Origin of the sequence: Paraburkholderia kirstenboschensis (assembly GCF_904848585.1) — a bacterium.
Taxonomy (GTDB): Bacteria; Pseudomonadota; Gammaproteobacteria; order Burkholderiales; family Burkholderiaceae; genus Paraburkholderia; species Paraburkholderia kirstenboschensis.
Window position 1 is genome coordinate 11,111 of sequence record NZ_CAJHCR010000013.1, and the last position, 15,714, is coordinate 26,824.

Consider the following 15,714-nt stretch of genomic DNA (forward strand, 5'->3'; position numbering starts at 1 on the left):
GGGAGCACGAAAGGCGCAGAGGGGAGATCCGGCGCGGCAATGCGCGCCGCGCCGGACGAAAGCGGACAGAGGAGGGACTTTACGCCTGCAGGCTGACCTTGCTGTACGTCAGCCTGCTCGGGCGCACGCGCATACGCACCAGCGACACGAGGAAGCTGAACCCCGCCTGATTGGGATCGATCACGGGCACGTAAGCGCCGAGCGCCTCACCGAGCAGCGTCGAGACCCGGCTCGCGACGTCCACGAATCCCGTACAGCCGAGCAGAATCGCCTGAGCGCCGTCGTCCTTGATCGCTTTTAACGCCGCTTCGAAGGTGCGGACCACCACGACGTCGATGTTTTCCAGCTGCGCGACAGGGCAGTCGATCGCGCGAATCGACGCGAAGGTGTTCTCTATGCCGTAGGTTTCCGGATGACCGCGCTGCATCGCGAGCGTGCTTTGCAGGATCGTGATGATCGAGAAGCGCTGGCTGAGCGCGAGGGCCGTAAACGCCGACGCCGGAAAGCCACCGATGATCGGAATGTCGATCACTTCGCGCGCGGCTTCGACGCCGCACATATCGAAGTCGGTCAGCCAGATGCCGTCGAAACCGTCGTTTGCGATGGTCTGCGCCAGCTCGACCACCGGCATGCCGTTCTGCAGCCAGTTCGTGCGGTTCTCGATATCGGGATGGCCCGCGGTAATGTTGCGAATCTCCACCTCGACGTCGGGCGGCACGACCGGCGCAATCGCCTTCATGATGCGGTCGTTGTACTGAGACGTGGCGACGGGCACGAGCACGCAGATGCGGATGGGCGAGTTCAAGATGCGTCTCCCTTGCGTGCGGACTGCAGCGATTCAAGCGGCACGTAAGGGCCAAGGTAGCCAAGCGAGTTCAGCAACTGCATGAAGCTGTCGAGAATGAGGCCCGGTTTGCGCAATTCGGCTTCGGCGCGCCAGGCGATCAACGTCACGGGGCGTTTGCCGATCGCCGGATTCAGCGAACCATCGCCATTCACGAGGTCGCCGTTGCTAAAGACGGACTGTCCCTCGCCGCCGACGAAATACGCGACGCTGTCGGGCGCGAGCACGACCGGTTGCGCACACGTGCTGTCCCATACGAGTAGCGACTCGTTCTGATACATCACCGTATAGGTATGCTGTCCGGCCTGAATGCGAATCTTGCCGACGTCGAAGCCGCCGCTCGTATCGACTTTGGCCGAGACCAGTTCGCCCGGCTCGGAAACTGCCCGCGCCGCAAGTCCGCAACGTTCGACGAGATAGCCGGTCATCTGCCGGGCGCTGCCGATCTCTCCGCTTAGCAGCGCACGCCCGAGGTCCAGCGCGCGTGTCAGTGTGCCGCGAATCGGCGTCGCGCGGCCGATATCGGCCGGCGTCATCACCCACATCGCGAGTCCGCCGAACTGGCCGAACTCCGGGTCGGCCACGACCGGGCGCATCATCTGTTCGACAATCGCCGACACGTCCCGCTGATGAGTCGGCGCGCCCTGGCTGCCGCCGCGCGGCGTCACGTCCAGTTCGACGCACAGGCCGCCCTGGCTCACGAGGAACGCGGGCCGCGGATCGATCTCCGCAGCGGCGAAAGTCAGCATCGGCAACGAGGGCACCGCGCGCCCGGCGCCGTCGGCGTCGATGACGGCAAGGCCGAGTTTCGCCGCCACCAGTGCGGCCACCGTGAAGCCCAGCGCACCGCTTTCCGGCGGCATCACGTAGGCGAGTTTCGTGGATTGCGAGGCGAGCCGGGCCTGAACGTTCTGCACCGCCGTCACGGGGCCGAGCGGGTAGGTCGCTGAGTTGATCGCCTCGGGCGCGCCGAGATAGGCGACCATGACTGCCGCGCCCTCGGTGGCTTCATCGACGGAGACGACCTTGACGGTGTCGGTCGGGTAGTAGTCGCCGGCCACGAAATGCGCGGCCAGATGCCGTGCGGATTCGATGGTGCCGCCTCCGCCGCTGCCGAAGAAAGCTGCGCCCAGTAGCAGCGGTTCCAGATCTTCCCGGCTTAGCTCATATGCCATTTACGATTCCTTTAGTGTAGTTGTGGAACGAAGCATGTTGCTGGAGTTCGGCAAGCAGATTCGCGGCGCCGGCGACGCGGGGCGTTGCATCCGTCGGCAACGAACGCAGGCCGCGTTCGAGCGTCTCGATGGCTTCGGCGACGCGGCCAGTCGAGCGCAGCAAGTCGGCGAGATGGTGCGCGGCATCCACGCGCCCAGGCACCGAGCCGAACGCGAGTGCCGTCGACAGCGCCGTGCGCAGACCGAGTTCCGCGGCGTTCACGTCGCCGAGTGCCCACTGCGCGCGTGCGCGTGTGACGAGCAGCTTGCCCAGATACACGCGCTCCTGACGGGCGAGCGTCTCATCGATGGCCGTCGCCAGAATCGCCTCGCACGTTTTCGCGCGGCCGGCGCGCAGCAGCAATTCCCCGTGCTGCCACGTCTTGAACGAATAGAACAGGGCACCGCCATTGCAAACGACGTGGTTATCGTAACCGTCGAGCATGACAGTTTCCGCCTCGTCGGACTGCCCGAGCGCGCTGAGATGGCAGCCGCGCAGCACCTGCCCGACGCCCCGATAGAACGCGAAGCCGTGGGCGATCGACACCGACTCCAGTTCGCTCGCCAGCCGACCCAACCGGTCCACGTCATCGAACAGTGCGGCGAGCCACGCGGCGCCCTGCAGATTGACCACGTGAGCGAGCGCGTGCACGCCCGGTTCGGAGGTGCGCAGGATCAGCATTTCCATGGCGCGGCGTGCCTGTCCGAAGGCGCCGATCTGATAGGCGGCGAGTCCTTCGAAAGTCAACGCGAGACTCGCGAGGTCGATCCCTTGCGAGCCGGTGCGGATGTCGTTGCGCCCCACGCCGAGCAGATTGCCGCGCGCGAGGCAGGCGAGGGCTTCTTCGCTGTCGCCGAGCCAGAACAGCGTGTTTGTCATCGCGACGTGGGCTTCGTCGAGCGACACGCGATCGCCGCCGTTCTGCGCGCGCTCCAGCATGTTCTGCGCGGTTGCACGAGCCTGCTTGAGTTGCAGCGTCGTCAACTGCGTGGTCCAGATGCCGAACTGGATCGCGGCGATTTCAGCAGGGGTGCAGACGCCTTCGCCGACCGCCAGCGCCGCGGCGTAGCAGGCGGTGGCTTCCGCATACAGCCAGCCGTGCACGCTGCGCAAGCTCATGCCCAGAAGGCGATAGGCGTCGAACTGCAGGCGGCGCGCGGCATCCTGTTCGTGCGGCGTTTGCAGCACGTCGAGACAGCGGCGCAGCGGCGGAATCGCTTCGGCGAATTTCGATTCTTCGATCAACGCGCTTGCATGCTCCAGGCACTTGCGCGCTTCGCGGTGATGTTCCTCTCGCGACTTCAGACGTCGTTCGATTGTTTTGCGACCCACGCCGAGCATTGCGGCGGCCGCACTCTTGTTGCCGCTTGTCCGTTCGAGCGCGCGGTCGATCAGCAGGTCCTCGGCGGCGCTGAGCTTGTCGCGGCCTTCGAGCTGCATCAGCATGTCGGCGAGACTCGCGCGCGACACAGGCCCGCTGGTCTCGTTGGCGAGAAACGGCTCGAGCGTATCCACGTCGATAACCGTGCTTTCCGCAAGCACGCTCAACTGGCTGATCAGATTGCGCAGTTGCCGGATATGACCAGGCCACGAGTGCTGCGCAAGACGCCGCAGCGCGGCCGGCGCAAACTCCAGGCGGCGCGTGTGTTGTAGCGCGAAGTGGTTGACGAGCGCGGGGATATCCTCGACGCGCTGCTCGAGTCCCGGCACAGCGAGTACGAAGACCGCGAGCCGATAGAACAGATCCTCGCGGAAGAGTCCCGCGCGCGCGAGTTCGCGCAGGTCGCGGTGCGTCGCGGCAACCACGCGTCCGGCAAAGTGCAGACTGGTCGACGATCCCAGCGGACGGAATGTGCGCGTTTCAAGTACGCGCAGCAGTTTCGGCTGCATCGCGAGCGGCAATTCGCCGATTTCATCGAGCAGCAGCGTGCCCTTGCCAACCTGCTGGAAAAGCCCCTGGCGGTTTTCGCCCGCGCCGGTGAATGCGCCTTTGACGTGCCCGAACAGTTCGGCTTCGACGAGATGTTCGGGAATCGCGCCGCAATTGACGTCGACGAATGGTTGATCCTGGCGCAGGCTGTGTGCATGAACACGGCGCGCAACGAGCTCCTTGCCAGAACCGGTCGGCCCGATAATCAGCAGCGGATGATCGGTGGGAGCAACCCGATCGATCATCCGGACCAGTTGGCGAAACGCTGGCGCGCCGCCGACGAAAGAGCCGGAGTCGGCCTTGTCGTCGGCGAACGGAACGACTGGGGTATAACTCATTAGAAAGTAGGCTCCACATGATCCGCGTGCGGCGCTACGCGGAAATGGCCGTCGCAAGGACGGCAGTCATGCATCGATCCGGTGTCTGACGAACTTCCGATTCCGCTGTCGGAATAGTCCGCCTATGAAGTGACAGAGTATGAAGGTTAGTTGTCGATGTTGTCCTTCGAAAATAATCCTCGCGCCAGTACTTATGCGCTTTTCATCGCGCATCGAAACAGCATAAAAAGACGGGTGGCCGCCGCGGCGCAAGCGCGCCACGCCGGCTCACGGTACGTGGCTGGTATAACGGCGCCGCGCCAACGGTTCTTTAATGGCTGCGCGTGGTGTACATCGTGTACATCGTGTACAGGGGGGGTGCGTGTGGCCGCTGCCGGGCCGGCGATGTGAGGCGAAGGTAGTTGAACAGCCAGTTGGGTGCAGCTTTGTTGCGCATTGACGCGCAGGCTTCGATTTGTGAAATCGCCTCGGGCCGGTGACAACGATAGACGAGCGTGACGATCTATGATCGCCATGCTCGTGTTGCTTTATGACCGACCGATGCAACGGCCGGACAATCGGTGCTTACGGCCCGACGCGCAGGACGACTCCCGTGGAAATCTGCACCATCAGATAGTCGCCGCCAACGCCGACCCACGAATAGCCACGCGGCGGCGGAGCCAGCCGGTACGCGCGCCAGTCGTCGATCACATACTGACGGTCGCGGTATTCGGGAGGCAGGCGATCGCCCTTGCGCCAGTGTCCGGGCGCGTTCGCGGAGTTGCCTGGGCCGTCGGGGCTGTGTCCGGGCGGCATCTGCTTGTGGCCATGACCATTCGATTCATGACCATGGTTGGACCCATGACCGTGGCTCTCTTCGTGACCGTGGTCGCCGCCCTTGCCGGGGTTGTCGTGCGGCGGTTGTGCGAGAACGAGCGACGAAGCCAGCATACCCGCGCTCATCATCGACGCGAGAAATATGCGGGATTTAATCATTGACTATCTCCTGGGAACTAGCAGCTTGAAGGTTGCAGGGCACTGAAACGGACAACCGGAGCTAAATCCGTCAGGTTTGTATGTTAGCTGGCCGCAGTCACCGGCGCGCATACAAAATCTTGCTAACTGTTGCTCGCACAACTAGCGATGTTTTGCGTGCATTCGCGTAGCCCACAGCCGCAGTTCCCTTACGCTTTGCCGCGAATTCGCGATTCAAAGCTATGCCATGCATCGGAAAAATGCATTGGAAATTCTCCGATGCCGGCTTATCGCGGCACCGTATCTGCTAGCTCGTGCTGATTGCAATCTGCGAGGCGGCGCTATTCGAAGCTTGCGCTTCGAGTTCGTCGAGCCGCAGCAGAAGAAGGTCGAGCGAACGCAATTGCGCGTTCGTAAGGTGCTGCGAATCGAGCAGTCGATGAAGCCGCAGGCGCCAGTAGGCGGCCGGCAGGATCGGCCCCGCGAGATCTCCTGCCATTGACGCGCTCATTACTCGCGCAAGATGCGCGATCTCCAGGTCTATTAAAGTGACCATGCCCCACCTCGCAACGTTCGTTCTTGTTGTCTAACCAAGAGCTATTAAACATTAGTCCAAATGCGGCAAATAACCAATCAGGTCGATTATTGGCAGATGGCTAATGCCTGCAGCGCTCTTTTGGGAAAATGCACACAGCATCAGGCGCAAGCGGAAGCCGAGGTCTTTTCCGTTGCGACAGCAAATGGTAGATATTCCTGGTTACCGGCTGTTGCAATTTACACGATTTGCCGAGAGTCACGCTTAACACATCTTCACACGCGACGACACATAACGACACGCAACGACACACGACTGCATGCGACGGCATGCAACCCAACGCGGGCCGCATGCCGTCTCTCGCAGTCGCAACTCAGGCTCTGCTTCGCGGCGAAACAACGCGATTGTTGCCCGGTACTGCATTCCGGCCAACGGCCGAGCCGCCGCTTTCTTCCACGGGCGGTTGATGGCGGAAACCTGCATTGCCCGACACGATCGCGATAATCGCGCCGACGATCAGCGCCGCGAAAGAGAACCAGCTCGCGCGAGCGACGCCGCGTGCAGCCGTATCAGCGGCTTCGCGCGCCTGTTGTCCGGCTTCGGGGCTGGACGCCATCGACGCTGCCGACGCGATGGCCGACTGCATCTGCTGCTTGGCGGTGTCGACCATGGAGTTGGTCCCGCCTGCCTGGTTGGCCGCGGTCGCGCCCACTTGCGCGCCGACTTGCGCACTCGTCGCCGCGACACTACCCGCAGTGCTAACCGCGCCCGTGATGAGCGAAGTCATCCCGTAGAGGATGAACAGCGTCATCACAGCCCATGCTAGCAGGCCGTGCAGCCACCCGAGCACGGGCGCACACCGTCCTGCGTAGTACGAACCGACGAAGACCGCGAGAACCGTCGTTATGATTACCCACACGCCGGAGCCGAAGCCGAAGCCTTGCAGCGGGTCGGGTTTGGACATCGGCGCGAGCAACGACGCGCCGATTGCCGTGCCTAGCACGCTCATGACCAGATAGACGATCATTGAGAGAATAACGCCCGCGAAAATCGGGCCCCATGACAGCCGAGGCAGGCCGTCTTGTGTCGTGAGAAGTTTCATGATGTCTCCTGCAGAGAGGGAAGAGGTCGCCTGGTGCCGCGCACATAGCCCGGCACTTCCGCTTGCGCAAGCGCCATGCCGTGAACGGCCCGTGACGCGCCGCGTCAGCGCCTTGGCGCGCTATAAGCGCCGGCTTCCTCGATCAGCCAGGTTCTGAAGAGTTCGAGTGGTTTGCCGTGACTTAGCTCTGTCGGGTAGACCAGGTAGTACGCGGATTCCTCGACCGTGGTGGCCGCGAACGGAATAACGAGGCCGAGTTGCGAGAGCTGTTCGTCGACGAAAAATTTTGGAACGAGGGCGACGCCGAGGCCAGCGGCAGCGGCACTGATCAGCATGGAGTGCAGTTCGTACCGGACGCCTTGCATCGTGGCGTTATCTTCGACGCCGAGATTCGCGAACCAGCGGGACCAGGCGTCGGGGCGCGTGGTCGAATGGAGAAGCGGGTAGTTCAGTAATTCGTGTGCTCTCCTGACGGGCTTCGCAAGCAGTGACGGCGCGCAGACCGGCACCACTTCCTCGCCGAACAGATAGTCCGACGAGGTGCCCGGCCAGGTCGGCTTGCCATAGTGAATGGCGGCTTCGAAATGCGACTCTTCGAAGGGGAACGGGTCGGTGCGCACCCCCATGTTGATTCGAACGTCCGGGTTGCGATCGTTGAAGTCCTTCATTCGCGGAATCAGCCATTGCGACGCAAACGTGGGAAGCACCGCCAGTTCGAGGTAACCGCCGCCGCTGCCGTGCGCAATGATCGACAAGGTGTCGCGATCCAGGTTCTCCAGCGCGCGGCGCACCTGCGTGCCATACAGACGCCCGGCGCGAGTGAGCATCACGCGCTGCTTCGAGCGGACGAACAGGCGCACGCCAAGATTCGATTCGAGCGTCGCGATTTGCCGTGAGACCGCGCTCTCCGTGAGGAACAACTCTTTCGCAGCATGAGTGAAGCTTTCGTGCCGCGCCGCGGCCTCGAAGGCCAGCAACGCGCTCGTGCCGGGAATCTTGAACTTGCGCATGTTAATTCCGAAAAGTCATCAAGTGGCAATTTTATCTCGCTTTACGCCGCTTGCAACACTTTGAATAATGCGGTTCACGTATGCTTGGCTATTCCTTTGGTTATCCCTTGGCTACCGGTTTCGGTATGCCGTCGTTGAACACCTTCCGCTGCGGCGGTGCGCCCCGAGATAAAAGCAAATGCGCAATTCGAACGTTGAACGCCTGTTACTGAAACTGCTTGGTCCCGCTAAAACGGAGTCGCTCTTTACAACCCTGAGATTCCCCAGCGCGCTCGCGGATTGGGAAGACGGCACCGTGACGCGCGCCGAACTCGCGCAGGCGATGAACATGGCCTTGTTCGAGGATCTGCTGGAGCGTTCGCCGAATGGGCGCGCCTATACGACCGAAGCAATCGCGAACGGCGGATCTGTGTATTTCGATCATGGCGCGTTGCGCACCGTGCGGTGGGAGAGCAATGGGGCGCTACCGCCTGGCGAAGCGGCGTTCACTCGCATCCTGCGTCCGCTCGGTTTCAGGCTGAACGGCCGCTATCCGCTCGACAAGCTGGGCATGACCGGCCGCGCGTATGCGCATGAAGACGCGCCGGATGAAATCGCGCAGTTCTTCGTGAGCGAGTTGCATCCCGAACGCTTCTCCAGCGAATTCCAGCAGGCGGTCACTAACGTAGTGAATTCGTCGAAAGATCCGTTGACGCCGCTCGCCGTTTCGCAACTCTGGGAACTGGAGCGCGAAGGCTCGCTTCCTATCGACGCAGCTCACAAGCTGCTGCCGGTCATTGTCGGCGCGTTCGCTCGCCAGCACGCTCTGCCGAGCGAGGCGGATTACGAAGTCCTGTTGCGCGAGTCAGCGGAAATGGCGTGGATCGCTACCGAAGGCAACGCCTTCAATCACGCGACGGATCGCGTCGAAGACGTGTTCACGCTGTCGGAAGAAGAGAAAGGCAAGGGGCGGCCCATGAAGCCCGAGGTCGAGCGCTCGCGCTCCGGCCGTGTATTCCAGACCGCCTATCGTGCGGATACGGTCGAGCGCCAATTCCGATCCGTTGGCGACAAGCTCGTCACTCGTACGGTGCCCGGCTCCTTTTATGAGTTCATTACTCGCAAGCGCACGTTCGATCAGACATCGCGCAGCTGGGTTACGGACCTGCGTTTCGACGCCGGTAATGCACAAGGCATTTTCAAAATGACCGCAAACGCGGCACAGTAGGCGTATCTCAAGCCGATTCAACCGCAAGCCGGCATTTCCTATCAGAAATTCCGCTTGCTAATCAACGGCCGCAGCGGGGGCGGTTGGTGTTGCCGGCAAAAACCCGCGCGTGTATAGTTTCCGAACGTACCAAAATTTCGTATTGGAAATTCAAAGAGGTCTCAATCGTGAAAGCATCCGTCATTCTCTCGGAACTCGGCATTTCCCATCTCGCGGAAGCGGGCGATATTGCCGTTCATTCGCCGATCAACGGTGAACTCATCGGCCATGTAGCGAGCAAGACGGTTGCCGAGGTCGACGCCGCACTGGCTAACGCGCAAAAGGCTTACGCAAGCTGGCGCAACGTGCCGGCGCCGCGCCGGGGAGAACTGGTGCGTATTCTGGGTAACAAGCTGCGCGAGCAGAAGCACGCGCTCGGCAGCATCATCACGCTCGAGACAGGCAAGATCCTTCAGGAAGGCCTGGGCGAAGTGCAGGAAATGATCGACATCTGCGACTTCGCAGTTGGGCTGTCGCGTCAGCTTTACGGCTTGACCATCGCGTCGGAGCGGCCGGGCCATCGCATGGCTGAAACGTGGCATCCGCTCGGCGTGTGCACCGTCATTTCCGCGTTCAACTTTCCCGCAGCCGTGTGGTCGTGGAATGCGGCGCTTGCGCTGGTTTGCGGCAATGCGGTCATCTGGAAACCGTCGGAAAAGACACCGCTCACCGCGCTTGCAGTCGACAAGATTCTGCAAGACGCGTTGAAGGAATTCGGCGACGCTCCCGAAGGCCTCACGAGCGTCGTGAACGGTGGCCGCGATGTCGGCGCAAAGCTGGTTGCCGATCCGCGTTCCAATATCGTGAGCGCGACGGGCAGCACGGAAATGGGCCGCGCGGTCGGCGTCGAAGTGGCGCGCCGTTTTGGCCGCTCGATTCTCGAACTCGGCGGCAATAACGCGGGCATCGTCTCCGGCAGCGCCGATATGGAACTGGCGCTGCGCGGCATCGTCTTCTCTGCGGTCGGCACGGCCGGTCAGCGCTGCACGTCGCTGCGCCGCCTGTTCGTTCACGAAAGCGTGTACGACAAGGCCGTCGAACGATTGAAGGCGCTATACAGCAAGGTCGTGATCGGCAATCCGCTGGAGCAGGGCGTATTGATGGGGCCGCTGATCGACGAGCAGTCGTTCAACCGCATGCAAGCGGCACTTGAACAGGCAAAGAGCGAAGGCGGCAAGGTGTTCGGCGGCGAGCGTCATGCGGTGGCCGGCAATGAGAAGGGCTTCTATGTTCGTCCGGCAATCGTCGAAATGCCTTCGCAAACATCGGTGGTGCTGAAGGAAACCTTCGCGCCGATTCTCTACGTGCTCAAGTACAGCGATTTCAATGACGCGATCGGCGGAAACAACGCAGCGGTTCATGGTCTTTCGTCATGCGTCTTCACGACCGACCTGCGTGAAGCGGAGCGATTCCTGTCGGCGTCGGGCAGCGACTGCGGTATCGCGAACGTGAACATCGGACCGAGCGGTGCGGAAATTGGCGGTGCGTTCGGCGGCGAAAAGGAAACGGGCGGCGGCCGCGAATCGGGCTCCGATTCGTGGAAAGCCTATATGCGGCGCGCGACCAACACCGTCAACTATTCGTCGGCACTGCCGCTCGCTCAGGGCATCGATTTCAACATCGGCTGAGCGTTTTGCGCTGCATGTACACGGCTGTTTAACCACGGCCGTTTTTTCCGCGAGCTGTCGTTGCGGCCCTGCCGGACAAGTCGGCCACTGTATGTCGGCGGGCCCTTTTCCGGGGCCGCCCGGTCATGTGCAACCTGGAGCGAGTCGTGAGTTCACAAGTCGTTATTGTCGGTGGCGGCGTTATCGGCAGTTCCATTGCTTACTTCTTGCGCGCTTCCGATCCGACGGTTTCCGTGACCGTTATCGAACGTGATCCGAGCTACGCGAAGTCGTCGTCGGCATTATCGGCCGCTTCGATCCGGCAGCAGTTCTCCACGCCGCTGTCTATTCAGATGTCGTTGTACGGTATCGAATTTCTTCGCAATATCGGCGAGCTTCTTGAAGCGGACGGTAACAAGCCCTCGATCGATTTGCACGAAGGCGGTTACCTGTTCCTCGCCACGGCCGCCGGCGACGCAACGCTGCGTGAAAATCACGCGTTGCAGAAGAGCCTTGGCGCGGACATCAATCTGATGGACCAGCAAGTGCTGAAGGCCAGGTTCCCGTGGCTGAATGTCGCCGATCTCATGTCGGGCGCCTTCGGCGAGAGCGGTGAAGGATGGTTCGACGGCTACGGCCTCGTGCAGGCACTTCGCAAGAAAGCGCAGTCGCTCGGCGCGCGCTACATTGCCGCCGACGTGACCGATGTGGTTCGCTCGGGCCGCAAGATCAGTCACGTAATCGACAGCAATGGCGAGCGCTATGCATGCGATACGGTCGTGAACGCGGCAGGCGCATGGGCGCGGAAGATCGCAGGAATGATGGACATCGACATTCCGGTCTTTGCTCGCCGTCGCAGCATTTTTAATGTGTCGTCTCCGGCTCGCCTCGCGGCCTGTCCGTTGCTGATCGATCCGACCGGCGTCTATTTCCGGCCGGAAGGAAAGACCTACATTTGCGGCACATCGCCGGGCGCGGATAACGATCCTGACGACCTGCCGCTCGACGAGGTAGATCACCGCCTTTTCGACGACGTCATCTGGCCGGCGCTTGCGCATCGCGTGCCTGAGTTCGAAGCGCTGCGTGTCGAGAACTGCTGGTCGGGCTACTACGAGTACAACGTATTCGACCACAACGCGATCATCGGCTATCACCCGCAAATCGAAAACTGCGTGTTCGCAAACGGCTACAGCGGGCATGGTCTTCAGCAAGGCCCCGCAACGGGCCGCGGCGTGAGCGAACTGATTCTGAATGGACGGTATGTGTCGCTCGATCTCTCTTCGTTGAACTGGGACCGTCTGCTCGAAAACCGCCCCATCGTGGAAAAAAACGTGGTGTAGGCCCGCCACGAACAATGCCTGAACGACCGGGGCTCAGCCGCCGAAAACATGTACGAATTCACCGCGCCTTTCCAGAATCCTTCTGGCTCTCCCATTCGCGAACTGTTCAAGTATCTGGGTGAGCCGGGCATGATTTCATTCGCCGGCGGCTATCCCGCTAGCGATCTGTTCGACGTCGACGGTTTGCAGCAGGCCGCAGCGCGCGCTTATCGGGACCCGAACAGCTGCCTGCAGTATGGGCCGACCGACGGGTTGCCGCGTCTGAAGCACGAGCTCATGAACCTGATGGCCCATCGCGGCGTGTCATGCGCGCTGAACGAAATGCTGGTGACTACGGGCTCCCAGCAGGGGCTCGATCTGCTGCTTCGCGTGCTGGTGAGTCCCGGCGATGTCGTGCTGACCGAACAGCCTGCGTATCCGGCAACGCTTCAGGCGCTCAAGCTCCAGCAGGCCAGAATCGTTACCGTGCCTGTCGATGCACATGGCCTCGACGTCGACCACCTCGCCACGCTTCTGGCGTCGGGCACGTTCGCGCGACCGAAGCTGCTCTATACGGTCCCGACGTTTGCGAATCCGACCGGCGCAACGATCCCACGGGAGCGCCGCATCGCCTTGCTCCGGCTTGCGGTGCAATACAGGTTTCTTATCGTCGAAGACGATCCCTACGGCGATCTGCGCTTTTCGGGCGACGCGGTTCCGTCGATCATCTCCCTTGCGGCCGAAGTGGAGGGCTCACGTGACTGGGTCGTTCATTTCGCGAGCCTTTCGAAGATCGTCGCGCCTGGACTGCGCGTGGGCTGGACAATTGCACCGGCCGAAATCACGCGCCGTTGTGTGATTGCAAAGCAGACAGTCGACTTGTGCAGTGCGCCGTGGACGCAAGCCATTGCCGCCGAATATCTGGCGGACGGTGCGCTCGAACGACACCTGCCACGCATTACCGCAATGTACGGGCGCAAATGCGAGGCGCTATGCGAAGCACTGCGCTCGCTGCTCGGCGATGCGCTCCAGTTTCATCGGCCCGAGGGCGGCATGTTCGTCTGGGCGCGCATCGAAGGCATCGACGCCTCCGCGCTTCTACAGCGGGCGATCGACAACAAGGTCATGTTCGTTCCGGGCAAGGCATTTTTCGCGGACAGGCTCGACCCTGCATCGCTGCGTTTGTCGTTTGCGGCGCCCGGTATTGCCGATATCGAAGAAGGCGCAAAGCGGTTGCGGCGCGCATACGACATGGCATCCGCGGACAGCGCATGAGTCGTTGCTGTCGCTGTTTCTCGCGCGCTCACGCCAGATGAAACAGCGCGACGGTGGCACGCGGACTGGTCGCCTGTTGGACTAGCGCAGCGTTCTGCTGCGTCATCTGATCCATGTACCGGCGCGAACGGCGGCACTCAACGTTGTCCTACCGTGACGCCGGCCCCGTCGACTCTCTAACCTGTAGTAGCGCGCGCACTTCGTGGCCGCGTTGCGCCCGCTTGCCGTCCAGCATGTCGAGCAGATGTTGCGCGGTGAGTTTTCCGATTTCATGGGTATCCACGCGCATCGTGGTGAGCGTGGGGTGAATCTCTTTGGATATCTCGAGATCGTCGAAGCCCGTTACGGAAAGCTCGTGCGGTATCGCAATGCCGAGTTCTTCCGCTTCGCGCAGCACGCCGAGCGCGATGTGATCGTTGCCGCAGATAAGTGCAGTCGGGCGTTCGCTCGCGGCTTGCCAGATGGAGCGCAGACTGCGGCGCCCGAATGCGATTGTGGATTCCCCCTCGCACATGTGTTCGGGTCGCACCGCGAGGCCGTGGCGTTCGAGCGTCGCGCGAATGCCGGCGACGCGCGCCTGCACCCGGTCGTTGTCGCGCGTCGGCTGAATGCACACCGCGAATGAGCGATGACCGAGGGCGATCAGATGTTCTGTCATCTGCACATACGCTGCAAAATTATCGAAGCCGATGCAAACGTGCGGACTCTCCTTGCGATACGCGTATGTCACCGCGTACGGCACGCGATAGAGCCGCAACGCATCGAAGAGTTCTGGCGGATGAGCCTCGCCCACGATTGCCATCGCCTCGACGCCTCGCGCGAGCATCGCGCGCACCTGCACGAGCGCTTGCGCGGGATCGTAGTTCGAGCAGCCGAGCACAAGCGTGATGCCGCGCGCCGCAAACGCGGCCTGCATGCCGCTTACCTGTGAGGCGAACACCTGGTCGTCGAGCGTCGGAATGATGATGCCGGCAATGTGGCTGCGCGTGGACGCAAGCGCGCGCCCCGCGGCGTTGGGAAACCAGTTCAGCGTGAGCGCCGCCTGTTCGACGCGCTCGCGCACCGCAGCCGATACTTTCTCCGGCTCGTTGTAGACGCGCGATACGGTCGCCGTCGACACTCCCGCGAGCTTCGCGACATCCGACAGCACTGTGCGGCCCGTTCCGCGGCGCACGCGGCTCGTCTGGGTTCGGGCTGTGGCGGCGAAGTCGGCTGTGTCTGGTGTGTCGGGCGTGTCGGACATGAGTTCGGAAAGCAGGGGTGAAGCGGCAAGCCTGACATCTTACCGTCGCATCACTCGTAGCGTAGCCGCGGCGATCGCGCGAGCACGGCTCAAGCACTAGCGGCTGGAATCCAGTGCCGCGATGCGGGCGCGGAAATGCTCGGTGCCGGCCACGATCTTGTCGAGTATCGCATCCACCGCCCAGAACCGTTCGCGCACGTCGTAGTCGATTACGCGGCAGCGAATCGAGTTGAACGTGCCGATGCGCTGGTGATACATCTTCGCAAGCGCCGGATAGCCGAGCGATTCGGAGACGGCAGCGAGCACGAGGAACGTCGCGAGTTCATCTGCGAGGGCAGGGTCCTGGGCGGCGTCGTTGCGCAGCCATTTGTACAGGTCCGTATGAAAGTTCGTGAACACGCCGTTAAAGCCTGCCGAACCGGCTTTCATCGCGTCCCACGCAATCGCCGCGTTGGCATTGAGGATCTTCAACGGCGAGCCCTGCGCTAGCGCGACACGGCGCTTGACGGTCGCGAGATCGCAGCTCACGTCCTTCAACATGATGAAGCGGCCGGTGTCGATGCATAGCTTTAGTTCGTCATCCGAAAGAAGTCGCCGATACGGCGCAGGACACTCGTAGAGACCGAGCGGCATGTCGGACGGAAGACGCGCGAGCAGCCGCTTCAGATTCGCGGCGAACGCCTGCGTTCCCTCGCGAGCGGGATCGAGCCGGTTGGTGACTATCACAACGCCTTGTGCACCCGTCGCTGCCGCGACGTTGAGTTCTTCGGCTTGTGCGTCGGGATCGTCGCTGATGTGGCCGGACACCACGACAGGAATCCGCCCCGCGACCTTCTCGACGACGAACCGCCCGAGCGAGCCGCGCTCGGCGAGCGTGAGGAATTGCATCTCGCTCGACTGCGCGACCGCGAAGAGCGCGTCCGATCCCTGCGCGATATACCACTCGATCAGACGTTCAAGGCCGGCGTAGTCGATGGCGCCCGAGTCGTCGAACGGGGTCAGCATCACGGGGACAATGCCTTCAATTGACACGGTAGGTTGCTTCGCGATTGTCATGCTGTTGTACTCCAGAAGATATTGATTGGTCGGGCGAGAG

The 15,714-nt window shown here is 62.1% G+C and carries 13 protein-coding genes; 4 read left to right on the plus strand and 9 right to left on the minus strand.

The window, feature by feature from the left end; all coding sequences use genetic code 11:
• Positions 1-79: 79 nt before the first annotated feature.
• The 7 genes from JMY24_RS26525 to JMY24_RS26555 form a co-directional block, all read right to left on the minus strand.
• Entirely contained in the window at positions 80-805 is a 726-nt protein-coding gene (locus tag JMY24_RS26525; protein WP_128595109.1) for an aspartate/glutamate racemase family protein, read from the minus strand.
• Positions 802-2,019 carry an S-methyl thiohydantoin desulfurase domain-containing protein gene (locus tag JMY24_RS26530; RefSeq protein ID WP_128595108.1) on the minus strand — a complete coding sequence of 406 codons (1,218 nt, stop codon included), beginning with the start codon at positions 2,017-2,019 and terminating at the stop codon, positions 802-804. The genes JMY24_RS26525 and JMY24_RS26530 overlap by 4 nt, the downstream gene beginning before the upstream one ends.
• A complete protein-coding gene (locus tag JMY24_RS26535) occupies positions 2,009-4,327 on the minus strand; it encodes a sigma-54-dependent transcriptional regulator (protein WP_128595107.1) in 2,319 nt (772 codons plus the stop codon). The genes JMY24_RS26530 and JMY24_RS26535 overlap by 11 nt, the downstream gene beginning before the upstream one ends.
• Before the next feature lie 564 nt (positions 4,328-4,891).
• A complete protein-coding gene (locus tag JMY24_RS26540) occupies positions 4,892-5,302 on the minus strand; it encodes an RcnB family protein (protein WP_128595106.1) in 411 nt (136 codons plus the stop codon).
• Positions 5,303-5,588: 286 nt separating this feature from the next.
• Positions 5,589-5,780, minus strand: a complete 192-nt coding sequence (locus JMY24_RS26545) for a hypothetical protein (RefSeq protein WP_236597516.1) — start codon at positions 5,778-5,780, stop codon at positions 5,589-5,591.
• Positions 5,781-6,189: 409 nt separating this feature from the next.
• Positions 6,190-6,918 (minus strand): YrzE family protein, encoded by a 729-nt coding sequence (locus JMY24_RS26550; RefSeq protein ID WP_128595105.1) that lies wholly within the window; start codon positions 6,916-6,918, stop codon positions 6,190-6,192.
• 104 nt (positions 6,919-7,022) lie between these two features.
• Positions 7,023-7,928, minus strand: a complete 906-nt coding sequence (locus JMY24_RS26555) for a LysR family transcriptional regulator (RefSeq protein WP_128595104.1) — start codon at positions 7,926-7,928, stop codon at positions 7,023-7,025.
• Positions 7,929-8,106: 178 nt separating this feature from the next.
• On the opposite strand from JMY24_RS26555, the gene JMY24_RS26560 reads away from it, so the two are divergent.
• From JMY24_RS26560 to JMY24_RS26575, 4 genes are all read left to right on the plus strand, one after another.
• Positions 8,107-9,135 carry a DUF1338 domain-containing protein gene (locus tag JMY24_RS26560; protein WP_128595103.1) on the plus strand — a complete coding sequence of 343 codons (1,029 nt, stop codon included), beginning with the start codon at positions 8,107-8,109 and terminating at the stop codon, positions 9,133-9,135.
• A gap of 167 nt (positions 9,136-9,302) precedes the next feature.
• Positions 9,303-10,802, plus strand: a complete 1,500-nt coding sequence (gene amaB / locus JMY24_RS26565; protein ID WP_128595102.1) for an L-piperidine-6-carboxylate dehydrogenase — start codon at positions 9,303-9,305, stop codon at positions 10,800-10,802.
• Positions 10,803-10,948: 146 nt separating this feature from the next.
• Positions 10,949-12,121, plus strand: a complete 1,173-nt coding sequence (locus tag JMY24_RS26570) for an NAD(P)/FAD-dependent oxidoreductase (RefSeq protein WP_201703220.1) — start codon at positions 10,949-10,951, stop codon at positions 12,119-12,121.
• Between the two features lie 48 nt (positions 12,122-12,169).
• Complete coding sequence (locus tag JMY24_RS26575) at positions 12,170-13,375, plus strand: aminotransferase-like domain-containing protein (RefSeq protein ID WP_128595101.1); 1,206 nt, start codon at positions 12,170-12,172, stop codon at positions 13,373-13,375.
• A gap of 148 nt (positions 13,376-13,523) precedes the next feature.
• On the opposite strand, the gene JMY24_RS26580 is transcribed toward JMY24_RS26575, so the two are convergent.
• Both JMY24_RS26580 and JMY24_RS26585 read right to left on the minus strand, forming a co-directional pair.
• Positions 13,524-14,525 (minus strand): LacI family DNA-binding transcriptional regulator, encoded by a 1,002-nt coding sequence (locus JMY24_RS26580; RefSeq protein ID WP_128595115.1) that lies wholly within the window; start codon positions 14,523-14,525, stop codon positions 13,524-13,526.
• Between the two features lie 189 nt (positions 14,526-14,714).
• Positions 14,715-15,674: a dihydrodipicolinate synthase family protein gene (locus JMY24_RS26585; RefSeq protein WP_128595100.1), complete on the minus strand. Its 960-nt coding sequence runs from the start codon at positions 15,672-15,674 to the stop codon at positions 14,715-14,717.
• Positions 15,675-15,714 lie beyond the last annotated feature (40 nt).

What these genes read in the sequence shown, in the direction of transcription:
- JMY24_RS26530 (WP_128595108.1), bottom strand. Translation starts at nt 2,019, where the DNA reads ATGGCATATGAGCTAAGCCGGGAAGATCTGGAACCGCTGCTACTGGGC.
- JMY24_RS26535 (WP_128595107.1), bottom strand. Translation starts at nt 4,327, where the DNA reads ATGAGTTATACCCCAGTCGTTCCGTTCGCCGACGACAAGGCCGACTCC.
- JMY24_RS26540 (WP_128595106.1), bottom strand. Translation starts at nt 5,302, where the DNA reads ATGATTAAATCCCGCATATTTCTCGCGTCGATGATGAGCGCGGGTATG.
- JMY24_RS26545 (WP_236597516.1), bottom strand. Translation starts at nt 5,780, where the DNA reads ATGGCAGGAGATCTCGCGGGGCCGATCCTGCCGGCCGCCTACTGGCGC.
- JMY24_RS26550 (WP_128595105.1), bottom strand. Translation starts at nt 6,918, where the DNA reads ATGAAACTTCTCACGACACAAGACGGCCTGCCTCGGCTGTCATGGGGC.
- JMY24_RS26555 (WP_128595104.1), bottom strand. Translation starts at nt 7,928, where the DNA reads ATGCGCAAGTTCAAGATTCCCGGCACGAGCGCGTTGCTGGCCTTCGAG.
- JMY24_RS26560 (WP_128595103.1), top strand. Translation starts at nt 8,107, where the DNA reads ATGCGCAATTCGAACGTTGAACGCCTGTTACTGAAACTGCTTGGTCCC.
- JMY24_RS26575 (WP_128595101.1), top strand. Translation starts at nt 12,170, where the DNA reads ATGTACGAATTCACCGCGCCTTTCCAGAATCCTTCTGGCTCTCCCATT.
- JMY24_RS26585 (WP_128595100.1), bottom strand. Translation starts at nt 15,674, where the DNA reads ATGACAATCGCGAAGCAACCTACCGTGTCAATTGAAGGCATTGTCCCC.